Annotated in this window: 26 protein-coding genes; 1 reads left to right on the top strand and 25 read right to left on the bottom strand. The window is 63.0% G+C overall.

Annotated features, from left to right (window positions below):
* Positions 1–3: 3 nt before the first annotated feature.
* The 24 genes from nuoK to thiE form a co-directional block, all read right to left on the bottom strand.
* Entirely contained in the window at positions 4–309 is a 306-nt protein-coding gene (gene nuoK / locus WJS89_RS01090) for an NADH-quinone oxidoreductase subunit NuoK (RefSeq protein WP_346339085.1), read from the bottom strand.
* Entirely contained in the window at positions 306–908 is a 603-nt protein-coding gene (locus WJS89_RS01085; RefSeq protein ID WP_346339084.1) for an NADH-quinone oxidoreductase subunit J, read from the bottom strand. Before WJS89_RS01085 ends, nuoK begins: the two co-directional genes overlap by 4 nt.
* 25 nt (positions 909–933) lie before the next feature.
* On the bottom strand, positions 934–1,416 hold the full coding sequence (gene nuoI, locus WJS89_RS01080; protein ID WP_346339083.1) for an NADH-quinone oxidoreductase subunit NuoI: 483 nt from the start codon (positions 1,414–1,416) through the stop codon (positions 934–936).
* On the bottom strand, positions 1,413–2,441 hold the full coding sequence (gene nuoH / locus WJS89_RS01075) for an NADH-quinone oxidoreductase subunit NuoH (protein WP_346340060.1): 1,029 nt from the start codon (positions 2,439–2,441) through the stop codon (positions 1,413–1,415). The genes nuoI and nuoH overlap by 4 nt, the downstream gene beginning before the upstream one ends.
* A gap of 131 nt (positions 2,442–2,572) precedes the next feature.
* A complete protein-coding gene (nuoG, locus tag WJS89_RS01070; protein WP_346339082.1) occupies positions 2,573–4,570 on the bottom strand; it encodes an NADH-quinone oxidoreductase subunit NuoG in 1,998 nt (665 codons plus the stop codon).
* A gap of 167 nt (positions 4,571–4,737) precedes the next feature.
* A complete protein-coding gene (locus WJS89_RS01065; RefSeq protein ID WP_346339081.1) occupies positions 4,738–5,568 on the bottom strand; it encodes a hypothetical protein in 831 nt (276 codons plus the stop codon).
* On the bottom strand, positions 5,565–6,380 hold the full coding sequence (locus tag WJS89_RS01060) for a hypothetical protein (protein ID WP_346339080.1): 816 nt from the start codon (positions 6,378–6,380) through the stop codon (positions 5,565–5,567). The genes WJS89_RS01065 and WJS89_RS01060 overlap by 4 nt, the downstream gene beginning before the upstream one ends.
* Before the next feature lie 5 nt (positions 6,381–6,385).
* Positions 6,386–7,078, bottom strand: a complete 693-nt coding sequence (locus WJS89_RS01055; protein ID WP_346339079.1) for a hypothetical protein — start codon at positions 7,076–7,078, stop codon at positions 6,386–6,388.
* Positions 7,079–7,362: 284 nt separating this feature from the next.
* Positions 7,363–8,064, bottom strand: a complete 702-nt coding sequence (locus WJS89_RS01050) for a hypothetical protein (protein ID WP_346339078.1) — start codon at positions 8,062–8,064, stop codon at positions 7,363–7,365.
* A gap of 70 nt (positions 8,065–8,134) precedes the next feature.
* Entirely contained in the window at positions 8,135–9,445 is a 1,311-nt protein-coding gene (gene nuoF / locus WJS89_RS01045) for an NADH-quinone oxidoreductase subunit NuoF (RefSeq protein WP_346339077.1), read from the bottom strand.
* On the bottom strand, positions 9,445–9,594 hold the full coding sequence (locus WJS89_RS01040; RefSeq protein ID WP_346339076.1) for a hypothetical protein: 150 nt from the start codon (positions 9,592–9,594) through the stop codon (positions 9,445–9,447). The genes nuoF and WJS89_RS01040 overlap by 1 nt, the downstream gene beginning before the upstream one ends.
* Positions 9,591–9,731 (bottom strand): hypothetical protein, encoded by a 141-nt coding sequence (locus WJS89_RS01035; protein WP_346339075.1) that lies wholly within the window; start codon positions 9,729–9,731, stop codon positions 9,591–9,593. The genes WJS89_RS01040 and WJS89_RS01035 overlap by 4 nt, the downstream gene beginning before the upstream one ends.
* Positions 9,732–10,397 carry a complex I 24 kDa subunit family protein gene (locus WJS89_RS01030; protein WP_346339074.1) on the bottom strand — a complete coding sequence of 222 codons (666 nt, stop codon included), beginning with the start codon at positions 10,395–10,397 and terminating at the stop codon, positions 9,732–9,734. It lies immediately after the preceding gene.
* Positions 10,397–10,849 (bottom strand): hypothetical protein, encoded by a 453-nt coding sequence (locus WJS89_RS01025; protein ID WP_346339073.1) that lies wholly within the window; start codon positions 10,847–10,849, stop codon positions 10,397–10,399. The genes WJS89_RS01030 and WJS89_RS01025 overlap by 1 nt, the downstream gene beginning before the upstream one ends.
* Positions 10,846–12,039 carry an NADH-quinone oxidoreductase subunit D gene (locus WJS89_RS01020; protein WP_346340059.1) on the bottom strand — a complete coding sequence of 398 codons (1,194 nt, stop codon included), beginning with the start codon at positions 12,037–12,039 and terminating at the stop codon, positions 10,846–10,848. Before WJS89_RS01020 ends, WJS89_RS01025 begins: the two co-directional genes overlap by 4 nt.
* Before the next feature lie 83 nt (positions 12,040–12,122).
* Positions 12,123–12,995, bottom strand: coding sequence for an NADH-quinone oxidoreductase subunit C (locus WJS89_RS01015; RefSeq protein WP_346339072.1), 873 nt, complete (start codon positions 12,993–12,995; stop codon positions 12,123–12,125).
* Complete coding sequence (locus WJS89_RS01010) at positions 12,992–13,465, bottom strand: NuoB/complex I 20 kDa subunit family protein (protein WP_431993763.1); 474 nt, start codon at positions 13,463–13,465, stop codon at positions 12,992–12,994. Before WJS89_RS01010 ends, WJS89_RS01015 begins: the two co-directional genes overlap by 4 nt.
* Before the next feature lie 95 nt (positions 13,466–13,560).
* A complete protein-coding gene (gene ndhC / locus WJS89_RS01005) occupies positions 13,561–13,938 on the bottom strand; it encodes an NADH-quinone oxidoreductase subunit A (RefSeq protein ID WP_346339070.1) in 378 nt (125 codons plus the stop codon).
* 84 nt (positions 13,939–14,022) lie between these two features.
* A complete protein-coding gene (locus WJS89_RS01000; protein WP_346339069.1) occupies positions 14,023–14,835 on the bottom strand; it encodes an inositol monophosphatase family protein in 813 nt (270 codons plus the stop codon).
* Positions 14,836–15,441: a DUF302 domain-containing protein gene (locus tag WJS89_RS00995; RefSeq protein WP_346339068.1), complete on the bottom strand. Its 606-nt coding sequence runs from the start codon at positions 15,439–15,441 to the stop codon at positions 14,836–14,838.
* Entirely contained in the window at positions 15,441–16,004 is a 564-nt protein-coding gene (gene efp, locus WJS89_RS00990; protein WP_346339067.1) for an elongation factor P, read from the bottom strand. The genes WJS89_RS00995 and efp overlap by 1 nt, the downstream gene beginning before the upstream one ends.
* Before the next feature lie 47 nt (positions 16,005–16,051).
* Positions 16,052–16,738, bottom strand: a complete 687-nt coding sequence (locus WJS89_RS00985; RefSeq protein WP_346339066.1) for a M23 family metallopeptidase — start codon at positions 16,736–16,738, stop codon at positions 16,052–16,054.
* A gap of 4 nt (positions 16,739–16,742) precedes the next feature.
* Positions 16,743–17,900, bottom strand: coding sequence for a L,D-transpeptidase family protein (locus WJS89_RS00980; protein WP_346339065.1), 1,158 nt, complete (start codon positions 17,898–17,900; stop codon positions 16,743–16,745).
* A gap of 52 nt (positions 17,901–17,952) precedes the next feature.
* The gene (gene thiE / locus WJS89_RS00975) at positions 17,953–18,612 is read right to left on the bottom strand and encodes a thiamine phosphate synthase (protein WP_346339064.1); all 660 of its coding nucleotides are present in this window, start codon (positions 18,610–18,612) and stop codon (positions 17,953–17,955) included.
* Positions 18,613–18,647: 35 nt separating this feature from the next.
* On the opposite strand from thiE, the gene WJS89_RS00970 reads away from it, so the two are divergent.
* Positions 18,648–19,046 carry a hypothetical protein gene (locus WJS89_RS00970; RefSeq protein WP_346339063.1) on the top strand — a complete coding sequence of 133 codons (399 nt, stop codon included), beginning with the start codon at positions 18,648–18,650 and terminating at the stop codon, positions 19,044–19,046.
* Here the strand turns inward: WJS89_RS00970 and WJS89_RS00965 are convergent.
* Positions 19,043–19,936, bottom strand: coding sequence for a fructose bisphosphate aldolase (locus tag WJS89_RS00965; protein ID WP_346339062.1), 894 nt, complete (start codon positions 19,934–19,936; stop codon positions 19,043–19,045). The two genes, WJS89_RS00970 and WJS89_RS00965, sit on opposite strands and share 4 nt — an antisense overlap.
* Positions 19,937–20,008: the final 72 nt, after the last annotated feature.

The following is a 20,008-nucleotide window of genomic DNA, read 5'->3' as shown; positions in this document are numbered from 1 at the left end:
GCCTCAGCCCTTCATTCGATTGACGTCGTCGACGGCGATCGAGCCCTGGCGACGGAAGAAGATGACGAGGATGGCAAGGCCGATGGCGGCCTCGGCGGCGGCGACGGTCAGTACGAACATCGCGAAAATCTGTCCCGTCAGATCGCCGAGAAAGGCGCTGAAGGCGACGAGATTGATGTTCACCGACAGGAGGATGAGTTCGATCGCCATCAGCATCAGGATGATGTTGCGGCGGTTGAGGAAGATGCCGAGCACGCCGATGGTGAACAGCACCGCGGCGACGGCGAGATAATGCCCGAGCCCGATCATAGCTCGACCCCCTCGCCCGTCTTGGGCGTCGTCATTCGGATGGCTTCCTTCGGATCGCGGCGGTTCTGGCGGTCGATCTTCTGCGGACGAGCATCTCCGCGCGAGCGATGCGTCAGCACGATCGCGCCGATCATCGCGACGAGCAGGATCAACCCCGACAGTTCGAACGGCACGAGGTAGCGGCTGAACATCAGTTGGCCGAAGGCGACGATATTGGATGTCTCGCTCACCGGCGGCGCATCGGCGATGACCGGGCCCGCGCGGCTCGCCAGGACGGCGATCGACATTTCGGCGAGCAGCACGAGCGCGATCAGAATGCCGAAGGGCAGGTTCTGCGTGAAGCCGCTTCGGAGCCCCGCAAAATCGATATCGAGCATCATGACGATGAACAGGAACAGGACCGCGACCGCGCCCACGTAGACGAGGATCACGAGGATCGCGATGAATTCCGCGCCCAGAAGGATCATCAGTCCCGCCGCGTTGAAGAAGGCGACGATCAGCCACAGCACCGAATGCACCGGATTGCGGGCGAACACGACCAGCAACGCCGACAAAATGGCGAGGCTCGCGAACAGGTAGAAGGCGAAAATTCCGATCACTTGATTCCCCGGTTTCGAGCGCGCCCTAGCGGTAGGGCGCGTCGGCGGCAAGATTGGCCGCGATGGCGCTTTCCCACTTGTCGCCATTCTCGAGCAGTTTGGCCTTGTCGTAGAGAAGTTCCTCGCGCGTTTCGGTCGCGAATTCGAGGTTCGGCCCTTCCACCACCGCATCCACGGGGCACGCCTCGGCGCAGAGCCCGCAATAGATGCACTTCACCATGTCGATGTCGTAGCGCGTGGTCCGGCGGCTGTCGTCGGCGCGCGGCTCGGCCTCGATCGTGATGGCCTGCGCGGGGCAGATCGCCTCGCACAACTTGCACGCGATGCACCGCTCTTCCCCGTTCGGGTAGCGGCGCAAGGCATGCTCGCCGCGAAAACGCGGGCTCTGCGGGGTCTTCTCGTAGGGGTAGTTGATCGTCGCCTTGGGCTTGAAGAAATATTTCAAGGTCAGCGCATGCGCCTTGAGAAATTCCCACAGCGTGAAGCTCTTGATGGCGTGCGCGATCACAAGACGCCTCCATTATAGCGCGTAAGCATGAGATAGCCCGAAATGACCATCACGAAGAGAATCGAGAGCGGCAGGAAGATCTTCCACCCAAGGCGCATCAGCTGATCGTAGCGGTAGCGCGGCACGGTCGCCTTCACCCACCCGAAGATGAAGAAGAAGATGCCGATCTTGAGGAAGAGCCAGAAGATACCGGGGATCCAGTAGAGCGGCGCCCAGTCGACGGGCGGCAGGAACCCGCCCCAGAAGAGGATCGCGTTCAGCGCGCACATCAAGAGCACGTTGGCATACTCGCCGAGCCAGAAGAGCGCGAAGCTCATCGAGCTATATTCGGTCTGGTGGCCGGCAACGAGTTCGCTTTCCGCCTCGACAAGGTCGAAGGGCGTTCGGAAGGTTTCCGCCATCGAGGAGATGAGGAACACGACCGCCATGGGGAACAGCAGCGGGTTGAACCCGAAGCCGTTGAGGAAGCCCAGGACATGGCCCGTCTGCGCGAGCACGATCCCGGTCATGTTGAAGGTCCCCGCCCACAGCACCACGCAGATGATGACGAAGCCGAGGCTGACTTCGTAGCTGACCATCTGCGCCGCGGCACGAAGCGCGGAGAAAAACGGATACTTGGAGTTGGACGCCCAGCCCGCGATGATCACGCCATAGACGCCGATCGAGCCGACGGCGAGAATGTAGAGCAGGCCGATGTTGAGGTCCGCCAGCACCACGCCCACGTCGAACGGCACCACCGCCCAGACGAGCAGCGCGATGGTGAAGGTGATGATCGGCGCGATCAGGAACAGCACCTTGTTGGCGCTCGACGGGATGATCGTTTCCTTGAGGAATACCTTCAGCCCGTCGGCGAAGCTCTGCAGCAGCCCGAACGGTCCGACCACGTTGGGCCCGCGCCGCAGCGCCATCGCGGCCCAGATCTTGCGCTCGGCATAGATGACCATCGCCACCGCGAGCATCAGCGGCAGCGCGATGACGAGAATGTGGATCGTCGTGCCGAGGAACCAGGCCCAACCGTCCTGCATCCCGGCGCTCTGGAACGAGGCGACGGCGCCTTCGGTAAAGAGGAACTGCACCCCTTGGCCGACGACCGGAAACACCAGCGTCGCCAGTGCGACGAGCGCAGCGATCACGACGAGGAGGCCGACGAGAACGATCATTCTGCCGCCTCCGCAAAATCCTCGCCATGAACGAGTTCGGCCGAGCAACGGCGCATGGTCGGGCTGGCGCGGCAGATGGCGTTGGTGAGATAATAGTCGCCGATCGGATAAGCGAGCGCACCCGAGCCGACCGCGTCGATCGACGGCGGATCGAACGCCCAGTCGAGCAGTGCGCCCTCATCGGCGCCGAGCTCGGGATGATCCTGCTTCATCGCGGCGCGCAGCATTGCGAAGTTGTCGAATTTCAAGGGCGTGCCCGTCAGATCGCTGACCGCGCGGAAGATCGACCAGTCCTCGCGCGCATCGCCCGGCGCGAAAACGGCCTTTTCCGAGCGCTGCACGCGCCCTTCGAGATTGACGTAAGTACCATGCTTCTCCGCCGGCGCCGCACCCGGCAGCACGAGATCGGCCATCGCCGCTCCCTTGTCGCCGTGGTGACCGACATAGACCTTGAACGCCTTGGGGAAGGCCTCGGCCGAGACTTCGTCCGCGCCGAGCAGCAGCACGAGCTTTGGCTTGGCATCGACGATGTCGGCGATCCCGCCATCCTGGTGATATCCCAGCAGCAGCCCCGCCATCCGGCTCGCCGCGGTGTGGACGAGATTATGGCTGGCACCCAATGTGTTGGCGGCCGCGATCAGGTCGCCCTGCCCACCAGAGGCCAAAACAGCCGGCCCACCGATCACGACCGGCGCATGGGCCCCCTTGAACGCCTCGACCACTGCCTTGGGCAGTTTGGAAAGCGCATCGAGCCCCTCGCCCAGCCATTCGACCGGATAACCAAGGTCGACCTGCGGCCCGACACCGTAGATCTTCGCGCCGCGACGGAAAGCCTTGCGCACGCGTGTGTTCACGAGCGGCGCTTCCCAGCGCAGGTTCGTGCCGACGAGCAGCACCGCGCCCGCATTCTCGATCTCCGCAATGGGGGTCGAGAACCGCACCGCACCGAGGTTCGACACGTCATAGTCTAGCCCCGTCTGACGGCCCTCGAAGAGCTTGCCCCGCTGCTGCTTCAACAGCGCTTTTGCGGCATACATCGTCTCGGCATCGACCAGATCGCCTGCGATCGCCGCGACCTTCGATTTCGCTTCGCCCAGCTTGTCGGCGAACAGTTGCAGCGCCTCGTTCCAGTCGGCGGCGCGCAGCTTCCCATTCTCGCGGATCCACGGGCGGTCGAGGCGGCCGCGCACCAGCGCATCGACATGATGCCGCGCCTTGTCCGAGATCCATTCCTCATTGACGTCGTCGTTGATGCGCGGAAGCACCCGCATCACCTGCCGCCCGCGCACGTCGTAACGGATGTTCGAGCCGACCGCGTCATGCACGTCGATCCCCGGCACCTTCTTCAGCTCCCATGGCCGCGCCTCGAAGCTGTAGGGCTTCGACAGCAGCGCGCCGACGGGGCAAAGATCGTGAAGATTGCCCGACAGCTCCGACTGGAGCGCGGTTTCGAGATACGTCGTGATCTGCGCATCCTCGCCGCGGAAATACATGCCGAGCTCGGGCGTGCCCGCCACTTCGTCTGCAAAACGTACGCAGCGCGTGCACTGGATGCAGCGGGTCATCGCCGTCTTGACGATGGGCCCCATATATTTGTCCTCGACCGCGCGCTTGTTCTCGTCGAACCGCGTGTAACCGCGCCCGTAGGCCATCGCCTCGTCCTGGAGGTCGCATTCACCACCTTGGTCGCAGATGGGGCAGTCGAGCGGGTGGTTGATGAGAAGGAATTCCATCACCCCTTCGCGCGCCTTCTTGACCATCGGCGTGTCGGTACGGATCTCCTGCCCGTCGGCGGCGGGCAGCGCGCAGCTCGCCTGAGGCTTGGGCGGTCCCGGCTTCACCTCCACGAGGCACATCCGGCAGTTGCCCGCGATCGAGAGGCGCTCGTGATAGCAGAATCGCGGGATTTCCTTGCCCGCAAGCTCGCAAGCCTGCAGCACGGTCGCCCCATCGGGGACTTCCAGTTCAACGCCGTCGACGGTGAGTTTGGGCATGTTCGATCCGCTACACGTTATCAGTTCCGCGACAGGAGCCGCGTCTTGGGCGTCTCTCTGGAAGAGATGGGGGTAAAGTGCAACCCGTCGCTTGGCCCAGATTCAAATTCGCGCCAGGCGATTGAAGGAGCGCGGCGAACGCTTCCAACCGATCATCGCTGGCGACGTTAACCGAGGCGATACCAGCGAAAAAGTGCCATCGCGATCGCATTACGTTGATAGACGGGATGGAGGTCCGGAGTGTCCTTCAATCCGCATTCCGGCGAGGCCGAATAAAGAGCTCGAAGCGCGGTGCTTTCCTCCTCGCTCATCGGCTCTTCGCGTAGAACAGCCAGAGATCGGCCGGGCGACACTACCGCCAGGCAGCGCGCAACCGTCGCAATGTCGCTGTCACCAACAGAATCCTCTTCATGAATGAACCGGTTGGCTGCCTCCACATCAATGGTCTCGGACCGGTCTGGCACATCGACGATGCGCCGTGTGACGATGATCTCGGCGAGTGCAGCGTTGATCAGCGGGGTCGGCGCACCGGCTGCAGCCGAAGTGAGGCAATGCCGGTGGCGACCGAGAAAGGCCTTCGAGATCGAATCAAAACCATCTTCGGGTCGCTCGGAAACATAAGCGGCTGCGCGATCGCCGATCGACGCGACGGCGCAATTCGCTACATAGCCGGCCATACCGTAGCGATAGAGCACATCGTACCCGGAGAACTGATTCTGCAGCCAGATCGCTTCCCAATCTATCGAATCTATGCCGAAGTACGGACCCCTTTTCGAGGTACCGTCCGTCGCTAGGTTGATCGATCCCATCAGTGACTTGGATCTTGGTTCCGCAACCGGCGAGGTCCGCTCCTCGATCGTGTCGTCGTCCTCGAGCGCCTCGCCCTCGATAACGATGGCTTGTTGCCCCTCGACACCTTCTTGGTCATCGTCACGGTCTTGAGCCATCGCACCGGAAGACCATATACATGCGACCAAACAGAAAATGAGCCGCTTCATGAATTGGACGCGCCCGCCATGGAAGAAACATCATACCAATTGAACAACGCCATCGTCAGCGCCATCCGTTGATAGATCGTGGACATACGGCCCTTGGGCCGCTCGGAGAGGCCGCACTCGGGCGAATTGGAATAAGCCCGGTCCAACGCTTCGCGCTCGTCGGGATAGCCGGGGGTCGTGAAGAGCACGTCGTACGCATAGCCCGGCGAGAGCGCGACGATACACCGACCCACGGTCGCAATATGACTGACGCCCTCGGGACCCTGGATGAATGACCAAGCTCGACCGTTGTCCACCGCCGCCGCTCGAAGGGGCGGCTGGTCGACGTTCCGCACGACGAGTAGTTCGGCGAGCGCAGCATTGACCATCATGATCGGCGCCGCGCGCTCGGCGCTGTTGACGCAGTGAAGATGCCTTCCACGATAGGCTTTCCAAAGCGTCTCATATTCGGTTTCAAATTCGGTCGATACGTAAGATGCGGCGCCGTTACCGACCGATGCGAGAACGCATTCCGCCATCTCACCCGCATGCCCGTAGCGCGCGACGGGATTGTTGGTATCGAACCGTCGCGCAAGACCGGCCGCGCCGAAGTCGATTTCATCTTCCTGATTGACCATCCCCAGCCTCCCGGGGGGGGATTTGCGGTTGCTTGGACGCTCGACCGGACGACCATCCTCGCCGGTCACGATCCGCTCGATGATGATCGCAGGCTGGCCGTCGGAGCTTGCCTCCCTATCCTGCGCGAAAGCAGGGATCTGCCCCGCGACGAGAACGAACCAAGCGAAACCAAGACCGGCAAGGAAACGCCTCATCTGTCTTAGCTCCGCTGGGCGAGTTGAAAGAGTCCCAGAGCGAGACTGCGCCGCTGTTCGATCGGCGAGATATCGGGGACTTCATCTACCCCGCAATTGCTCGCGGAGGCGTAGAGAGCTTTCAAACGGGATCGCTCGTCGGTCTCTTCCTGTGACGGATCGCGGCCAAGATAGGCTCCGACCGCAGAAGCATTTGTGTATGCGACGCACCGCGCCACCGTATCCATCGTGACCTTGACCCCTTCGCCATAGATAAAATCCTTGGCCTCTGCCGGACCGAGACGAATGATGGTCGGTGCCTGCCCGACGAGACGCTCCGCAATGGCAGCCTGGAGATACTCGGCGGGCACTGCGAATTGCATCTGCTCGACACAGATCGGATGGCTACGCGCAATCGCGCCGACCATCGCCTCGTAATTCTGTGTCTCCCCGAGTCTAACGAGGCTGGCCGCACGCTCGCCGCGGGACGCAACAACGCATCTCGCAACAGCACGCGCCTGATTGAGTACCGACACGCTGGATTGATATTCAAGGCCTCCGAAACGCGTCCCGTAAGCGAGGTTCTCGAAAGCACTGAGGCGCCGCTCGTTGAGTTCGCGCTGTTGGCGCTGGGCAGCGTAGGGATCGTACTGTGGCCGCTTCTGCTGCTGTTGCTGCTGACCTTGATTGCCGTTCTGGGGCTGGGTCTGCTGCGCCATAGCGGGCCCAGCGACAAGGAGACCTGCGGCCGCACCCGCTAGCATTGCCGGAATTTTGAGGAAAAGAGCCACGTGGGGCCTCCTGCTGACACGGTTGGGAAACAAAACGACTTTCCGAGACCTTCGTCAGAATACGCTAAAACCACCCGGTGAACCTTGTCTGAATGCCAGACAACGACCATGAAATGTCATGTTAAGCGGTTGGGACACGATGCTTCGAGGGGGGCGATCCCGCGCACTAGATTCGCGACTTCCCACCCCTCCCATGAGGCTCCCCTTTCAGACTACCCGCGAGCGCTCCAGAAATAGAGACCGTTTGCGGCCGCGGCGCGCTGGAAGATGGGCGGAATATCGGCCGGCCGCTCCTTCAGCCCGCATTGCGGAGCTGCCGCATATAGCGTGTCGAGCGCTGCGAGTTCGGCGTCGGTTCCCGCGCCCGTTTCGAGCACGGCGATCGCTTGGCGCGGCGCGAGAACGGCGACGCAGCGGCCGATCGTATCCACGTCGATGTCCGACCCGCCCGACATGATGAAAGCCTGGGCTTCCGACGGACTCGCATCGCCAAGTCCGAGAACCATCGTCTGGCGCCGTTCCATTACGACTCGCTCGGCGAGGGCTGCACTGGCGATCATCGGCGATACGCCGGAGGCCTCTTCCGTCATGCAGGAACGGTGATCTTGCCGCAGGCCTTCTGTGAGCTTGCCATACTTCTCGTCATCGACGATGGCGCCGCCAATATACGAGCCAGCCTCGTCACCCGCCGAGCGCACCAGGCAGTTCGCGAGCGTCTGACCCTTCTGCCAAAGGCGTGTAGCCGCCTTGTTGTCATCCATCAGCAGCCGCTGGTTATATTCCTGCTCGAAATACTTCTTGTTCGGCGCGAAAGAGTCCGCATTCGGCGCCTGCTGCGCAGCCGCGCTGCTAGCGAAGGCGGCCGAGCAAAACGCGATACAGGCAAAAGCGGCAATGATTTTAAGCGTATTCATAAACTTTCCTCCCGATCGAGTCCCATGTTGCGCTCGGTGCCGAGGATAAGCAAGTCCTACAATATCGCTGTCATTCCGCCGCGATCGCCGGCCGGTCGCCGTCCTGCGCTGCAATCCGGCGCTCGATCTCGGGGCGGAAATGCTTGATGAGGCCCTGGATCGGCCAGGCTGCCGCATCGCCCAATGCGCAGATGGTGTGACCCTCGACCTGCTTGGTGACGTCGTGCAGCCGGTCGATCGTGCCGACCTCGGCGTCGCCCTTCACCAGCTTTTCCATCGTGCGCCACATCCAGCCCGTACCTTCGCGGCAGGGAGTGCACTGGCCGCAGCTCTCGTGCTTGTAGAAATAGCTGATCCGGCTGATCGCCTTCACGATGTCGGTGGACTTATCCATGACGATGACCGCCGCGGTGCCGAGGCCCGAGCCCTGCTCCTTCAATCCGTCGAAATCCATCGGACAATCCATGATGTCCTTCGCCGGCACCAGTGGAACCGACGAGCCGCCGGGGATCACCGCGAGGAGATTGTCCCACCCGCCGGTGATACCGCCGCAATGCTTCTCGATCAGCTCGCGGAAGGGAATGCTCATCGCTTCCTCGACCACGCAGGGTTTTTCGACATGGCCCGAAATCTGGAAGAGCTTGGTGCCGTGGTTGTTCTCGCGGCCGAACGACTTGAACCAGTCGGCGCCGCGGCGAAGGATCGTCGGCACAACCGCGATCGATTCCACGTTATTGACCGTGGTCGGGCACCCGTAGAGCCCCGCGCCCGCTGGGAACGGCGGCTTCAACCGCGGCTGACCCTTCTTGCCCTCGAGGCTTTCGAGCATCGCGGTTTCTTCGCCGCAGATATAGGCCCCTGCCCCGCGGTGCAGGAACAGGTCGAAGTCGACGTCCGAGCCGCAGGCGTTCTTGCCGATGAAGCCCGCCTCGTATGCTTCGTCGATGGCGCGCTGCATCGCGATCGCCTCGGCGATATATTCGCCGCGAATGTAGATGTAGGCCGCCCGCGCCCGCATCGCGAAGCTGGCGATCAACGCCCCTTCAATCAGCTTGTGCGGATCGTGGCGGATGATCTCGCGGTCCTTGCACGAACCGGGCTCGGACTCATCCGCATTGATGACGAGGAAATTGGGGCGCCCGGGCGTCGGCTCCTTGGGCATGAAGCCCCACTTCACGCCCGTCGGGAAGCCCGCGCCGCCGCGACCGCGCAGGCCCGAGGCCTTCACCTCCTCGATGATCGCATCGGGGTCGCGCTTCAGTAGCGCCTTGGTATCGTCCCAGTCGCCGCGCGCCTGCGCCGCCTTCAGCCACGGCTCCTGATAGCCGTAGACATTGGTGAAGATCCGGTCCTTGTCCTCAAGGCTGGTGATGCCGTTCATCAATATTTCTCCAGCATCTTGGTCGCGCCGACATAGAGAAGCGCGGCGAGCACTAGGCCGATGATCAGCCCGAACAGGTTTTTGAGCAGGTATAGCGCGAGCATCAGCCCGAGCACCGCGACACCGATCTTGATGACGAGATGCATCATGCCGGCACCCCGCCGAAGACGAAGAAGAGCGCGACGAGGATTACAACCGCGATCAGCGCGAACTTCACGAAGCCCACCACGAACTTCCAGATGACGAACGCGATCACCAGCGCGACGAGGATGGCGACGATATCCATCTACCACTGCCCCCGATAATCGTAATTGCGCTCGGCCATCTTCTTGAGGCTCGTCGGCCCGCCTTCGGGCACACTCGCTTGGCGGCCGATCTGCGACCCCACCTTCGGCTGCTCGCCGCGGGCCAGCGCTTCGAGGATCGCCTTGGTCGTTTCGGCGGTCAGATCCTCGTAATTGTCATCGTTGATCTGCATCATCGGCGCGTTGGCGCAGGTCCCCATGCACTCGACCTCGGTCAGCGTGAACAGCCCGTCGTCGGTGGTGTGACCCTTCTTCATGCCCATCGCCTTGCAGGCCTCGATAATGCTTTCCGCCCCACGCAGCATGCAGGGAGTCGTGCCGCAAACCTGCACATGGAATTTCCCGACCGGCACGAGGTTGTACATCGTGTAAAAGCTCGCGACTTCCATCGCGCGCACCACCGGCTGGTTTACCGCGCGCGCGACGAACTCGATGACGGGCACGGGCAGCCAGCCTTGCGTATCGGTCATCCGCCCGACCTGCCGCTGGGCGAGGTCGAGGAACGGCAGCATCGCCGAGGCCTCGCGCCCCGCCGGATATTTGGCGAAAATGGTTTCGGCGATTGGCGCAGACGTCTCGTCCCACGCAAAATCGCCCCACTTGGCGCGCAGGTCCGGCGTGTCTTCGGCGAAATGACGGAGGGCCATTAGTTGATTACCTCTTCGAGCGATCCAGTTACGGTGGATCGCAGCGTCCCAACAGCCGACACGAGCGTTCCGTCCTCGTAGGAAAATTCAACAGTCACAGTCTTGCTGCCATCATCGTCCGGGAAACGAATGTCGATTGTATAATCACCACAGGGATCCGTTCTATGGTGTTCGTAACGAACATCAAAAACGAATGAACTGTTCAGCAATACCGCGAGATCTGCGATCCCAGCAAAGCCCGAGGCGAACATTATGGTCGGACCGCCAGTGACATAAGAGAATTCAGCATCCGGCCGCACCCACTCTTCAATTTGCTCCCGGTCCAACGCTTTTGCAGCCTTAACAATAGCGATGCTTCTCTGCGCGTAAGCCTCAACTTGAGCGCTGCGATTAAGCCCCATCGGTTCGGGCGCTGGGCACGCCAAAGCTATGGAGAAAGCGGCGGCAATCACCGGTCACACTCCCCGAACACTACGTCGATCGCGCTCAGCACGGCGGTGGTGTCCGCCAGCATGTGGCCCTTCATCATGAAGTCCATTGCCTGGAGGTGCGAAAAGGCCGTCGGGCGGATCTTGCAGCGGTAGGGTTTGTTCGTGCCGTCGGCGACGAGATAGACGCCGAATTCGCCCTTGGGGCTTTCGGTCGCTACATACACTTCGCCCGCGGGGACGTGATAGCCCTCGGTGTAGAGCTTGAAGTGATGGATGAGCGCTTCCATCGACTGCTTCATTTCGCCGCGCGAGGGCGGGAAGACCTTGCGGTCGAGGCTGCCGATCGGGCCATCGGGCATTTCCGACAGGCACTGGCGAATGATGCGCGCCGACTGGCGGACTTCCTCGACGCGGACCATGAAGCGGTCGTAGCAATCGCCGCGCGTGCCGACGGGCACGTCGAACTCCATGCGATCATAGACTTCGTAGGGCTGCGACTTGCGCAAATCCCACGCGATGCCGCTCGCGCGGATCATCGGGCCACTGAAGCCCCACGCCAGCGCGTCTTCCTTGCTCACCACGCCGATATCGACGTTGCGCTGCTTGAAGATGCGGTTGTCGGCGACGAGGCTGATCGCATCCTCGAAAAGCTGAAGGCGGTTGTCGAGAAACTCGCTGAAGTCGGCCAGCACGCTTTCGGGAATGTCCTGGTGCACCCCGCCGACGCGGAAATAGTTGGCGTGCATCCGCGCGCCGGAAACGGCTTCGTAGAATTGCGCGATATCCTCGCGCACTTCGAAGAGCCACAGGTTCGGCGTCATCGCGCCGACGTCCATCACATGGCTGCCGAGGTTGAGCATGTGATTAAAGATGCGGGTCATTTCCGCCATCATCGTGCGGATGTACTGGGCGCGGATCGGGACCTCGAGCCCCATCAGTTTCTCGACCGCGAGCACGTAGCTATGCTCCATGCACATCGGCGAGCAGTAATCGAGCCGGTCGAAATAGGGCAAAGCCTGCGCGTAGGTCTTATATTCGATCAGCTTCTCGGTGCCGCGGTGGAGCAAGCCGACATGCGGATCCACGCGCTCGACGATTTCGCCGTCCAGCTCCATGATCAGCCGCAGCACGCCGTGCGCCGCCGGATGCTGGGGTCCGAAGTTAATCGTATAGTTCGAGACCGCCTCGTCGCCGGCGGTCGGATTGTCCATGCTGTCGGCGCGCGTATGCTCGCGGATCAGCTGGGTCTCGCCCGGCGCGCCCGCGACTTCGACGACCTTGATCTGGGGATCACTCATTTCTCGTCCTTGCGCGGCTCGGCCGGCGCATCCTCACGGGTTTCGGGCGCCTTGACGTCGCTGTCCTTGCCGCCTGCATGATCGGCCTTGGAGGCGGCGCTGTCGCGCGCTTCTTCCTCGGCCTTCTTATTGGTCGGCGCGCCCGCGCCCGTGTCCTTGGTGCTCTCGGTCGTCTTGGGGTCGCCCGGCCCCGCTTTCGCATCGACCTTTTCGGGGCCGGCCGGCGCCTTGGCGGGCGACTGGCCGCCCGGGGCGGTGGCTTCGGCCTTTTCGTCGCCCGGCAGGCGATATTCGGGCCCTTCCCAAGGGCTGAGGAAGTCGAACGTGCGGAAATCCTGCGCGAGGCTTACCGGCTCGTAGACGACGCGCTTCTCGGCTTCCGAATAGCGCACTTCGACATGCCCCGTCATGGGGAAGTCCTTGCGCAGCGGATGGCCCTCGAACCCGTAATCGGTAAGGATCCGCCGCAAATCGGGATTGCCCGCGAAATCGACGCCGTAGAGATCGAACACCTCGCGCTCGAGCCATCCGGCGACCGGCCACAGCCCCGTCACGCTCGGCACCGGCGTATCCTCGTCGGTCATCACCTTCACGCGCAACCGATGGTTATGCGTGACCGAAAGCAGGTGGTAATTCACCTCGAACCGCTCGGGCCGTTCGGGATAATCGACGCCCGCAATCTCCATCAGCTGCTGGTAGCCATGCTCGTCGCGCAGGCTTTTCAGGAGCGGCACCAGCGTCTCGCGCGTCACCGTCAGCGTCAGTTCGCCGACATGGCTCGCCTCCTCGACGATGCCTTTGCCATGGCTCGACCGGACGCCGTCCAGAAAATCGGTGCGCTCGGCAATTTTCGGGTAGGACAAACTCATCGCTCGATCGTGCCCTCGCGGCGGATCTTCCGCTGCAACTGCATGATGCCGTAGAGCAAGGCTTCGGCCGTCGGCGGGCAGCCCGGCACGTAGATGTCGACCGGCACGATACGATCGCAGCCTCGCACCACGCTGTAGCTATAGTGATAATAGCCGCCGCCGTTAGCGCAACTGCCCATCGAGATGACGTAGCGCGGTTCGCTCATCTGGTCGTAGACCTTGCGCAGCGCCGGGGCCATCTTGTTGCACAGCGTGCCCGCGACGATCATCACGTCGCTCTGACGCGGCGATGCGCGCGGAGCGGCGCCGAAACGCTCGAGATCGTAGCGCGGCATGTTGACGTGGATCATCTCGACCGCGCAGCAGGCGAGGCCGAAGGTCATCCACCACAAGGAGCCGGTACGCGCCCATTTGAACAGGTCTTCGGTCGAGGTGACGAGAAAGCCCTTCTCGTCCAATTCGGCCTGCATTTCCTTGAACTTGGCGAGCGTTTCAGCGTCCGGCTCGCCGACCTCAAGGCCTTCGATCCGTGCGATGTCCTGCTCGGTGGGCTTGGGCGAATAGGTTACTCCCATTCGAGCGCTCCCTTCTGCCAGGCGTAGACGAGGCCCAGCGTCAATTCGGTCAAGAAAATCATCATCGCGGCCCATGCCGCCCATCCAAGGCCGAGCACGCTCACCGCCCAGGGAAACAGGAAGGCCGCTTCGAGGTCGAAGATGATGAACAGGATGGCGACGAGGTAGAAACGCACGTCAAACTGGTCGCGACTGTCCTCGAAAGCGGGGAAGCCGCACTCATATTCCGACAATTTCTGCGGATCGGGCCGATGCGCGCCCGTCAGGCGCGACACGCCCATCGGCAGAAACACGAACAGCGCCGACAGCGCCAGCGCTATGCCGAGGAACAGGAGGATGGGAAGATAGTCGGCGGCAACGTCGGCCAAAGGGTCTCTCCGCTAGGGGTTCGCGGGTCGCTTTAGGACAGGAGGAAGGGCCTTCGCAACCGCCAAAAGCCCATGCGGCGCGGGCTAGCGCAGCGCGCCCGCGACGAGCTTGTGCAGCTTGGAATGAAGATCGCTGTTCGCCGCCAGATATTCGCGCTTCTGGCGCATCCGGTCCTGCCCGCGATAATCGGTCACGAATCCACCCGCCTCGCGCACCAGCAGGAGGCCCGCCGAGACGTCCCAGATATCGAGATCGTCTTCCCAGAAGCCGTCCATGCGTCCTGCGGCGACCCAGGCGAAATCGAGCGTTGCCGCGCCGAACCGGCGGATCGCCGACACTTCCGCCCCGACCGCGCCGTAGATGCGCACCCACTGGCCGATGTTACCGCGACCGAAGTGGGGCATACCCGTCCCGATGAGCGCCTCGTCGAGATGCCGCCGCGCCGAGACGCGCAGCCGCTGGTCCTGCAACCAGGCCCCGCGACCCTTCTCGGCCCAAAAGCTCTCGTCGGTTACCGGCTGGTAGGTCAGCGCATGGGTCACTTCCGGATCGCCATTGGGCTTCTTGTCCTCGACCGCGATCGAAATGGCGAAATGCGGGATGCCGTGGAGAAAGTTCGAGGTGCCGTCCAACGGATCGACGATCCAGCGCGGCTTGTCGGGATCGCCCTCGATCGTACCGCCCTCTTCCAGCACCATCCCCCAGTCGGGGCGTGCGTGCCGCAATTCTTCGACGATCGTCGCCTCGCAACGCTTGTCCGCCATCGACACGAAATCGGCCGGGCCCTTCTTGGACACCTGCAACTGCTCGACCTCGTTGAAATCGCGACGCAGCCGCGGCGCAGCCTTGCGCGCGGCGCGTTCCATCACCGTAATCAGACCCGAATGGGATACCATCTATTCGCTCGTTTCTTCGTTCATGATCACGGGCGCATCACCCGGACCGTTATCGTCTTCTCGCGCCGAGCCTGCCTTGCCAGCTGCCGACGTTGCCAGGCCCTCGAGGGCGGTCGCGACCTTCTGTACGCGCTCGTCTTCGCCTTCGATCCCGTGGCGCGAGGCCAGCCAGACGGGGCTGTTGTAGGCGATCATCACTTTGCCGTCGGCCTCCTGGTAGACCGCCATCTTCTGCGGCAGGTCGAGCGCCGCGCCCGGCGCTGCCTGCATGAGACCCGTTCCGACCTCGGGCTTGCCGAAGATGATCGTGACCGTCGGCCCCAATTCGAGATCGACCGTGCCGGCATTCATCTCGTGATCTATGCGCGCGACGACCATGAAGCCGCCCTCGTCCAGCGCAGCCTCCAGCCGCTCGACGGTTTCGAGAACGGTGCCGTTGCTCTCGACCCGCTTGATGCCGTTGCCGAATGTCGCAACCTCGCCGCCCGTCGATTGCACTTCTTCCTCGGCCGTTTCGGCGCGCCCCGCCTCGGCTTCGTCGGAGGACCATTGCTGGTCGCAGGCCGATACCGCGAACGCCGCACCGAGAAGAAGTGCCAGCCGCATCAGTCGGCGCGCTTCACGTAGGTGAAGTCGGTCGTGTCGACGATCACGCGCGTGCCCGAGGTGATATGGGGCGGCACCATGATCTTGACGCCATTATCGAGCACGGCGGGCTTGTAGCTCGAGCTTGCCGTCTGGCCCTTTACCACCGCGTCCGCCTCGACGATGTCGGCTTCGACATGCTGCGGAAGCTGGACGCTGATCGGGCGATCCTCGTGCGTTTCGAGGATGACGTCCATGCCATCGTTGAGGAAGGCCGCCTGATCACCGAGCATGTCGCGCTGGACGATCGTCTGCTCGAAGGTTTCCTTGTCCATGAACGTGAGTTCCTCGCCATCGGCGAACAGGAACTGGAAATTCTTCGTATCCAGCCGCACCTTCTCGACCGATTCCGCCGAGCGGAAACGCACGTTGGTCTTGCGCCCGTCCTCGATGTTCTTGAGTTCGACCTGCATGTAGGCGCCGCCCTTGCCGGGCTGCGTATGCTGGATTTTCACGGCCTTCCACAGGCCGCCCTCGTAATCGATGATATTGCCGGGACGAATGTCGACCGCGTTCATTTTCATGGGTCTGTGGACCTCTTCGAATGTGCTAGGGTTGGTTCGCGCCCCGCCTAGCCTTCATCGTCCTCGCCCGCAAGAAGCGGGTAGGGATTGACCGGTCGGCCTTCCCACCAGCTCTCCTCGGGCTCCATCCGATGGATCGCGAAATGAAGGTGCGGCCCATCGGGCGAGGCGTTGCCGCTGTAACCGACGGTGCCGAGCGTCTGCCCAAGCGCGATCCGGTCGCCTTCCTTCAAACCCGGCGCATAGTTATCGAGATGGGCGTAATAATAGACCCAGCTCTTGTCGCCCGACCGGACGTAGAGCGTCTTGCCGCCGCCGCCCTCGGAATAATAGATTTTCTCGAGGATGCCGGGTGCCGCCGCGACGACCGGCACCCCCGTCGCGGCCATGATGTCGATGGCATCGTGGCGACGGGCACCACCCGCGCGCGCCGCGGTGAACGTGTCGACCAGGTCCCCGGGCGCGATCCCGGCGACGGGCACCGCAAGCCCGCGCGGCCCGATCTCGACCGACCGGGCGCGGCGAAGGCTCGGGTCCATGCGAGGCGCAACGCGCACCGTGTCCCCGCGATCGAGCCCCTCCTCGGCGACCGATCGCGGGTGTTCGGGCACACCGTCTTCCGTGGGAGCCTCGACCGAAGCGGGTGCGGCAGTCACCGCTCCCGACTTGACGGCGACCAGCCACCCCATCGAGGTGATGATCGCCGTCGCGATGGCAACGAGGATCGAACGCATCGATCTAGGCGACGAATTCCGCCGAGAAGCCCGGGCTCATCATGTAAGCGAGTTTCAGCACGTCCCAATTGGTCATGCGAAGACATCCATGGCTCTGCGCATAGCCGATCGTCGACGGCGCACTCGTACCGTGGATGCCATAATGCTCCTTCGTCAGATCGAGCCAGGCGACCCCCACCGGACCGTTGGGGCCCGGCGGCAGCATCTGTTCTTCCTCGCTGTCGGGCACGTCCCAGAACAGGTCGGGCTGGTAGCTGAACTCGGGGAGGAAGGCGAAGCTCGTCACTTCCCAGTTTCCGAGCGGCAACGGATCCTTTTCCGAACCCGTCGTCACCGGGAAGGTGGCGATCAGCTTGTCTTCCGTGTCATAGACTTCCATCACACCTTCGGACTTGTCGACGATGATCCGGTCGCCCTTCTTGCCCGTCGCGTTGACGTTCATGGCGTTGAACCAGTTGCGATATTCGGAATAGACCTCACCGCTATACTCGCGGCTGGTGGGCAGCACGTTGGGCAGCGTCAGCACCGAGCCGATCTTGAGTTCGGTCGAGGGATCGTTGAGCGCGATGATCGTGTCGGGCGTGGTGTGGAACCGCTCCGCGACCTCTTCGAGCAGGTTGCGATAGTTCAGCCGCTCGAGCTTGGACTGCGCTTCGGCATCCTCGGGCCAGTCGGGCACGAAATTGCCGTCGACTACCGAACTGTCGATCTTGAGCTTCTTGGTCGGCTGGCGCTTGTCGCGCATGAGCAGCGAACGGGTCTCTTCGTCGAGCGAACCCGTCACTTCAAGTTCGTTCGCTTCCTGGAAACCACGGAGCGCCTTTTCGAAGTTGGTCCCCTCCATCCCGTCGATCACGCCCGGCGAAAAGCCCGCTACATCGAGCAGGACCTGCGCGTGCAGGATCTGCTCGTCGTACTGACCGTCCTTGGAAGCAGGGAGGTTGTTGATCCGCTGCGAGAGCGTCCGGCTGTCCTGCGCGTTCGACTGTGCATTCTGGCTGGAATCGGTCGATTGCGAGCCAGACGTTTGCGAGGGCGAGGACTGCGATCCCGTCGCATTCTGCGGCGCGGCGGTCGCATCCTGCGAAGGAGCGACAAGGCTGCCGCCAAGCGCGAGGGCGATGGCGAGCGAGAACGAGGAGACGATAGCGGTACGCGGCATAGGTTCACTCCCGAAATGATTGATCGGATAGCGAACGCACGTTCCGCGATATCTATCCCTCATTCAGATTCGGGACGAACGCCTCGATTGCCGCTGTCACGTCGCGCGCGCTCCACACCGCTTGGCTGACCGCAAGAAAATCCGCTCCCGCTCTGACCAACGGTGCGCAATTCTCTGCAGTGATGCCGCCAATGGCAACACAGGGCAATTCGAAGAGGCCGGCCCACCAGGAGAGGATCGGCGGTTCGGGTCGATGCTCGCTCGGCTTGGTCGCGCTCGGGAAGAAACTTCCGAAGGCGACATAGTCCGCACCCGCCTCACCCGCCTCCATCGCGAGGTGACGACTCGCATGACAGGTCACCCCGATCTGCTTCGACGGCCCCAGCACCGCACGCGCGTCGCGCACGTCGCCGTCGCCCTGCCCCAGATGGACCCCGTCCGCATCGAGCCGCTTGGCCATCGCCACATCGTCATTGACGATGAAGGCGACGTCCGCCTCGGCGCAGATCTCCTGCAACGGTGCCGCGGCACGCGCCACATCATGGCTCTCCGTCCCCTTGAGCCGCAATTGGAAGGCGGTCACCGCCTGGTGCGCGACCGCATCCTTCAGCCGCGCAGCGAAATCGCCGCTGACATCGGCGGGGCTGATGAGGTAGAGATCGCAGGGCTGCTGGCGCGGCGGCGGGGTGAAAGGGTCATCATCGTCGATCATCGCGCCCCACTGCCACGGGAAGAGGGCTCATGCCAATGCGTCAATTGCTGATCGTCACGACCATCGCCGCGGGCCTGAGCGCCTGCGCCCAATATGAGGATCGCCCGCTGATCGACGGGCCCGTCCCCCAGCCTCAGGAGATCGCCGTTCCGCTGGGCCAGCCGGTCTTCGTCGCGCCGCGCCTGGTGGCGACCCCGATGCGCGTCCATGAAGACAGCCGCTGCCCGGTCAATGCGCGCTGCACATGGGCGGGCCGGATGATCCTCGAGACGCGGATCGACGGTCCCGGCTGGCGCGAGACCACCTATCTCACCCTCGGCGAACCGCAGTGGGTGCGCGATCGCTACGTCACGCTCGTTTCGGCCGAACCGGGAACGATGGCGGGGCAGACGACCGCGCCGTCGGCCTACCGCTTCGGGTTTGCTACTCCCTAGCCGTTGCAGACGCTGGCGGCGTAGATCTCGTCGATCGCACCGCCCAGCGCCTTGTCGAAAGCCGCATCGTCCATGTGGCTACGCAAATCCTGCAGCAGCGCGCGGCTGAAGCTCGCGATCATGCCGGTGTTGCGCGACAGCTTTTCGACCGCTTCCTCGCGCGTATACCCCCCTGAAAGCGCCACCACGCGCGCGACGGCATGATGCCCCACGAGCGGCGCGAACAACTCGTCCTGCTCGGGAAGGCTCAGCTTGAGCATGACCCTCCGCCCCGGTTCGAGCGATCCTAGCGCCGCCACCAGCTTGGTCAGCAGGATGCGGTCCGCTTCCCCGCGCGAACGACTGCGCAGGTTCACTTCAGGCTCGACGATCGGCATCAGCCCCTTGTCGATGATCCGATTGGCAACTTCGAATTGCTGCTCCACGATCGCGCCGATCCCCTCGTCATGCGCCTCGTTGATGACGCTGCGCATCTTGGTGCCGAAAATGCCGCGTTGCCGCGCGCGGTCCAACATCGCGTCGAGACCGGGCATCTCCTTCATCATCTGGACGCCGCGGTCCTCGGCCTCCAGCCCCTTGTCGACCTTGAGGAAGGGAACGACGCCCCGCTCCCACAGATGTTGGGGCACGGGCTTGCCGTCCGCCTCGCCGTCCATGGTCTTCTCGAACAGGATCGCGCCCAGCACCTTCTTGCCCGAAAAACTCGGCGCGGTGACGATCCGCTCACGCATCTCGTGGATGCGGGCGAACATGTCGTCCTCATTCGAATAGGCATCCTCGGCGATGCCGTAGCCCGCCAACGCCTTGGGAGTGGAGCCGCCCGACTGGTCGAGCGCGGCGATGAACCCCGCCCCGCCGACGATCTGCGCCATCATTTTCGGATCGTGCATCGAAAAATTCCCCTACCCATGCATACGTATGCGCGTCGCCTAGCGGGGCCCAGTGGTACCCGCAATGCTGTG

Origin of the sequence: Sphingomicrobium aquimarinum (genome assembly GCF_039655735.1) — a bacterium.
Classification (GTDB): Bacteria; Pseudomonadota; Alphaproteobacteria; order Sphingomonadales; family Sphingomonadaceae; genus Sphingomicrobium; species Sphingomicrobium aquimarinum.
Note: the sequence above shows the minus strand (reverse complement) of the source record. Positions and strands in the feature narration are given on the sequence as shown.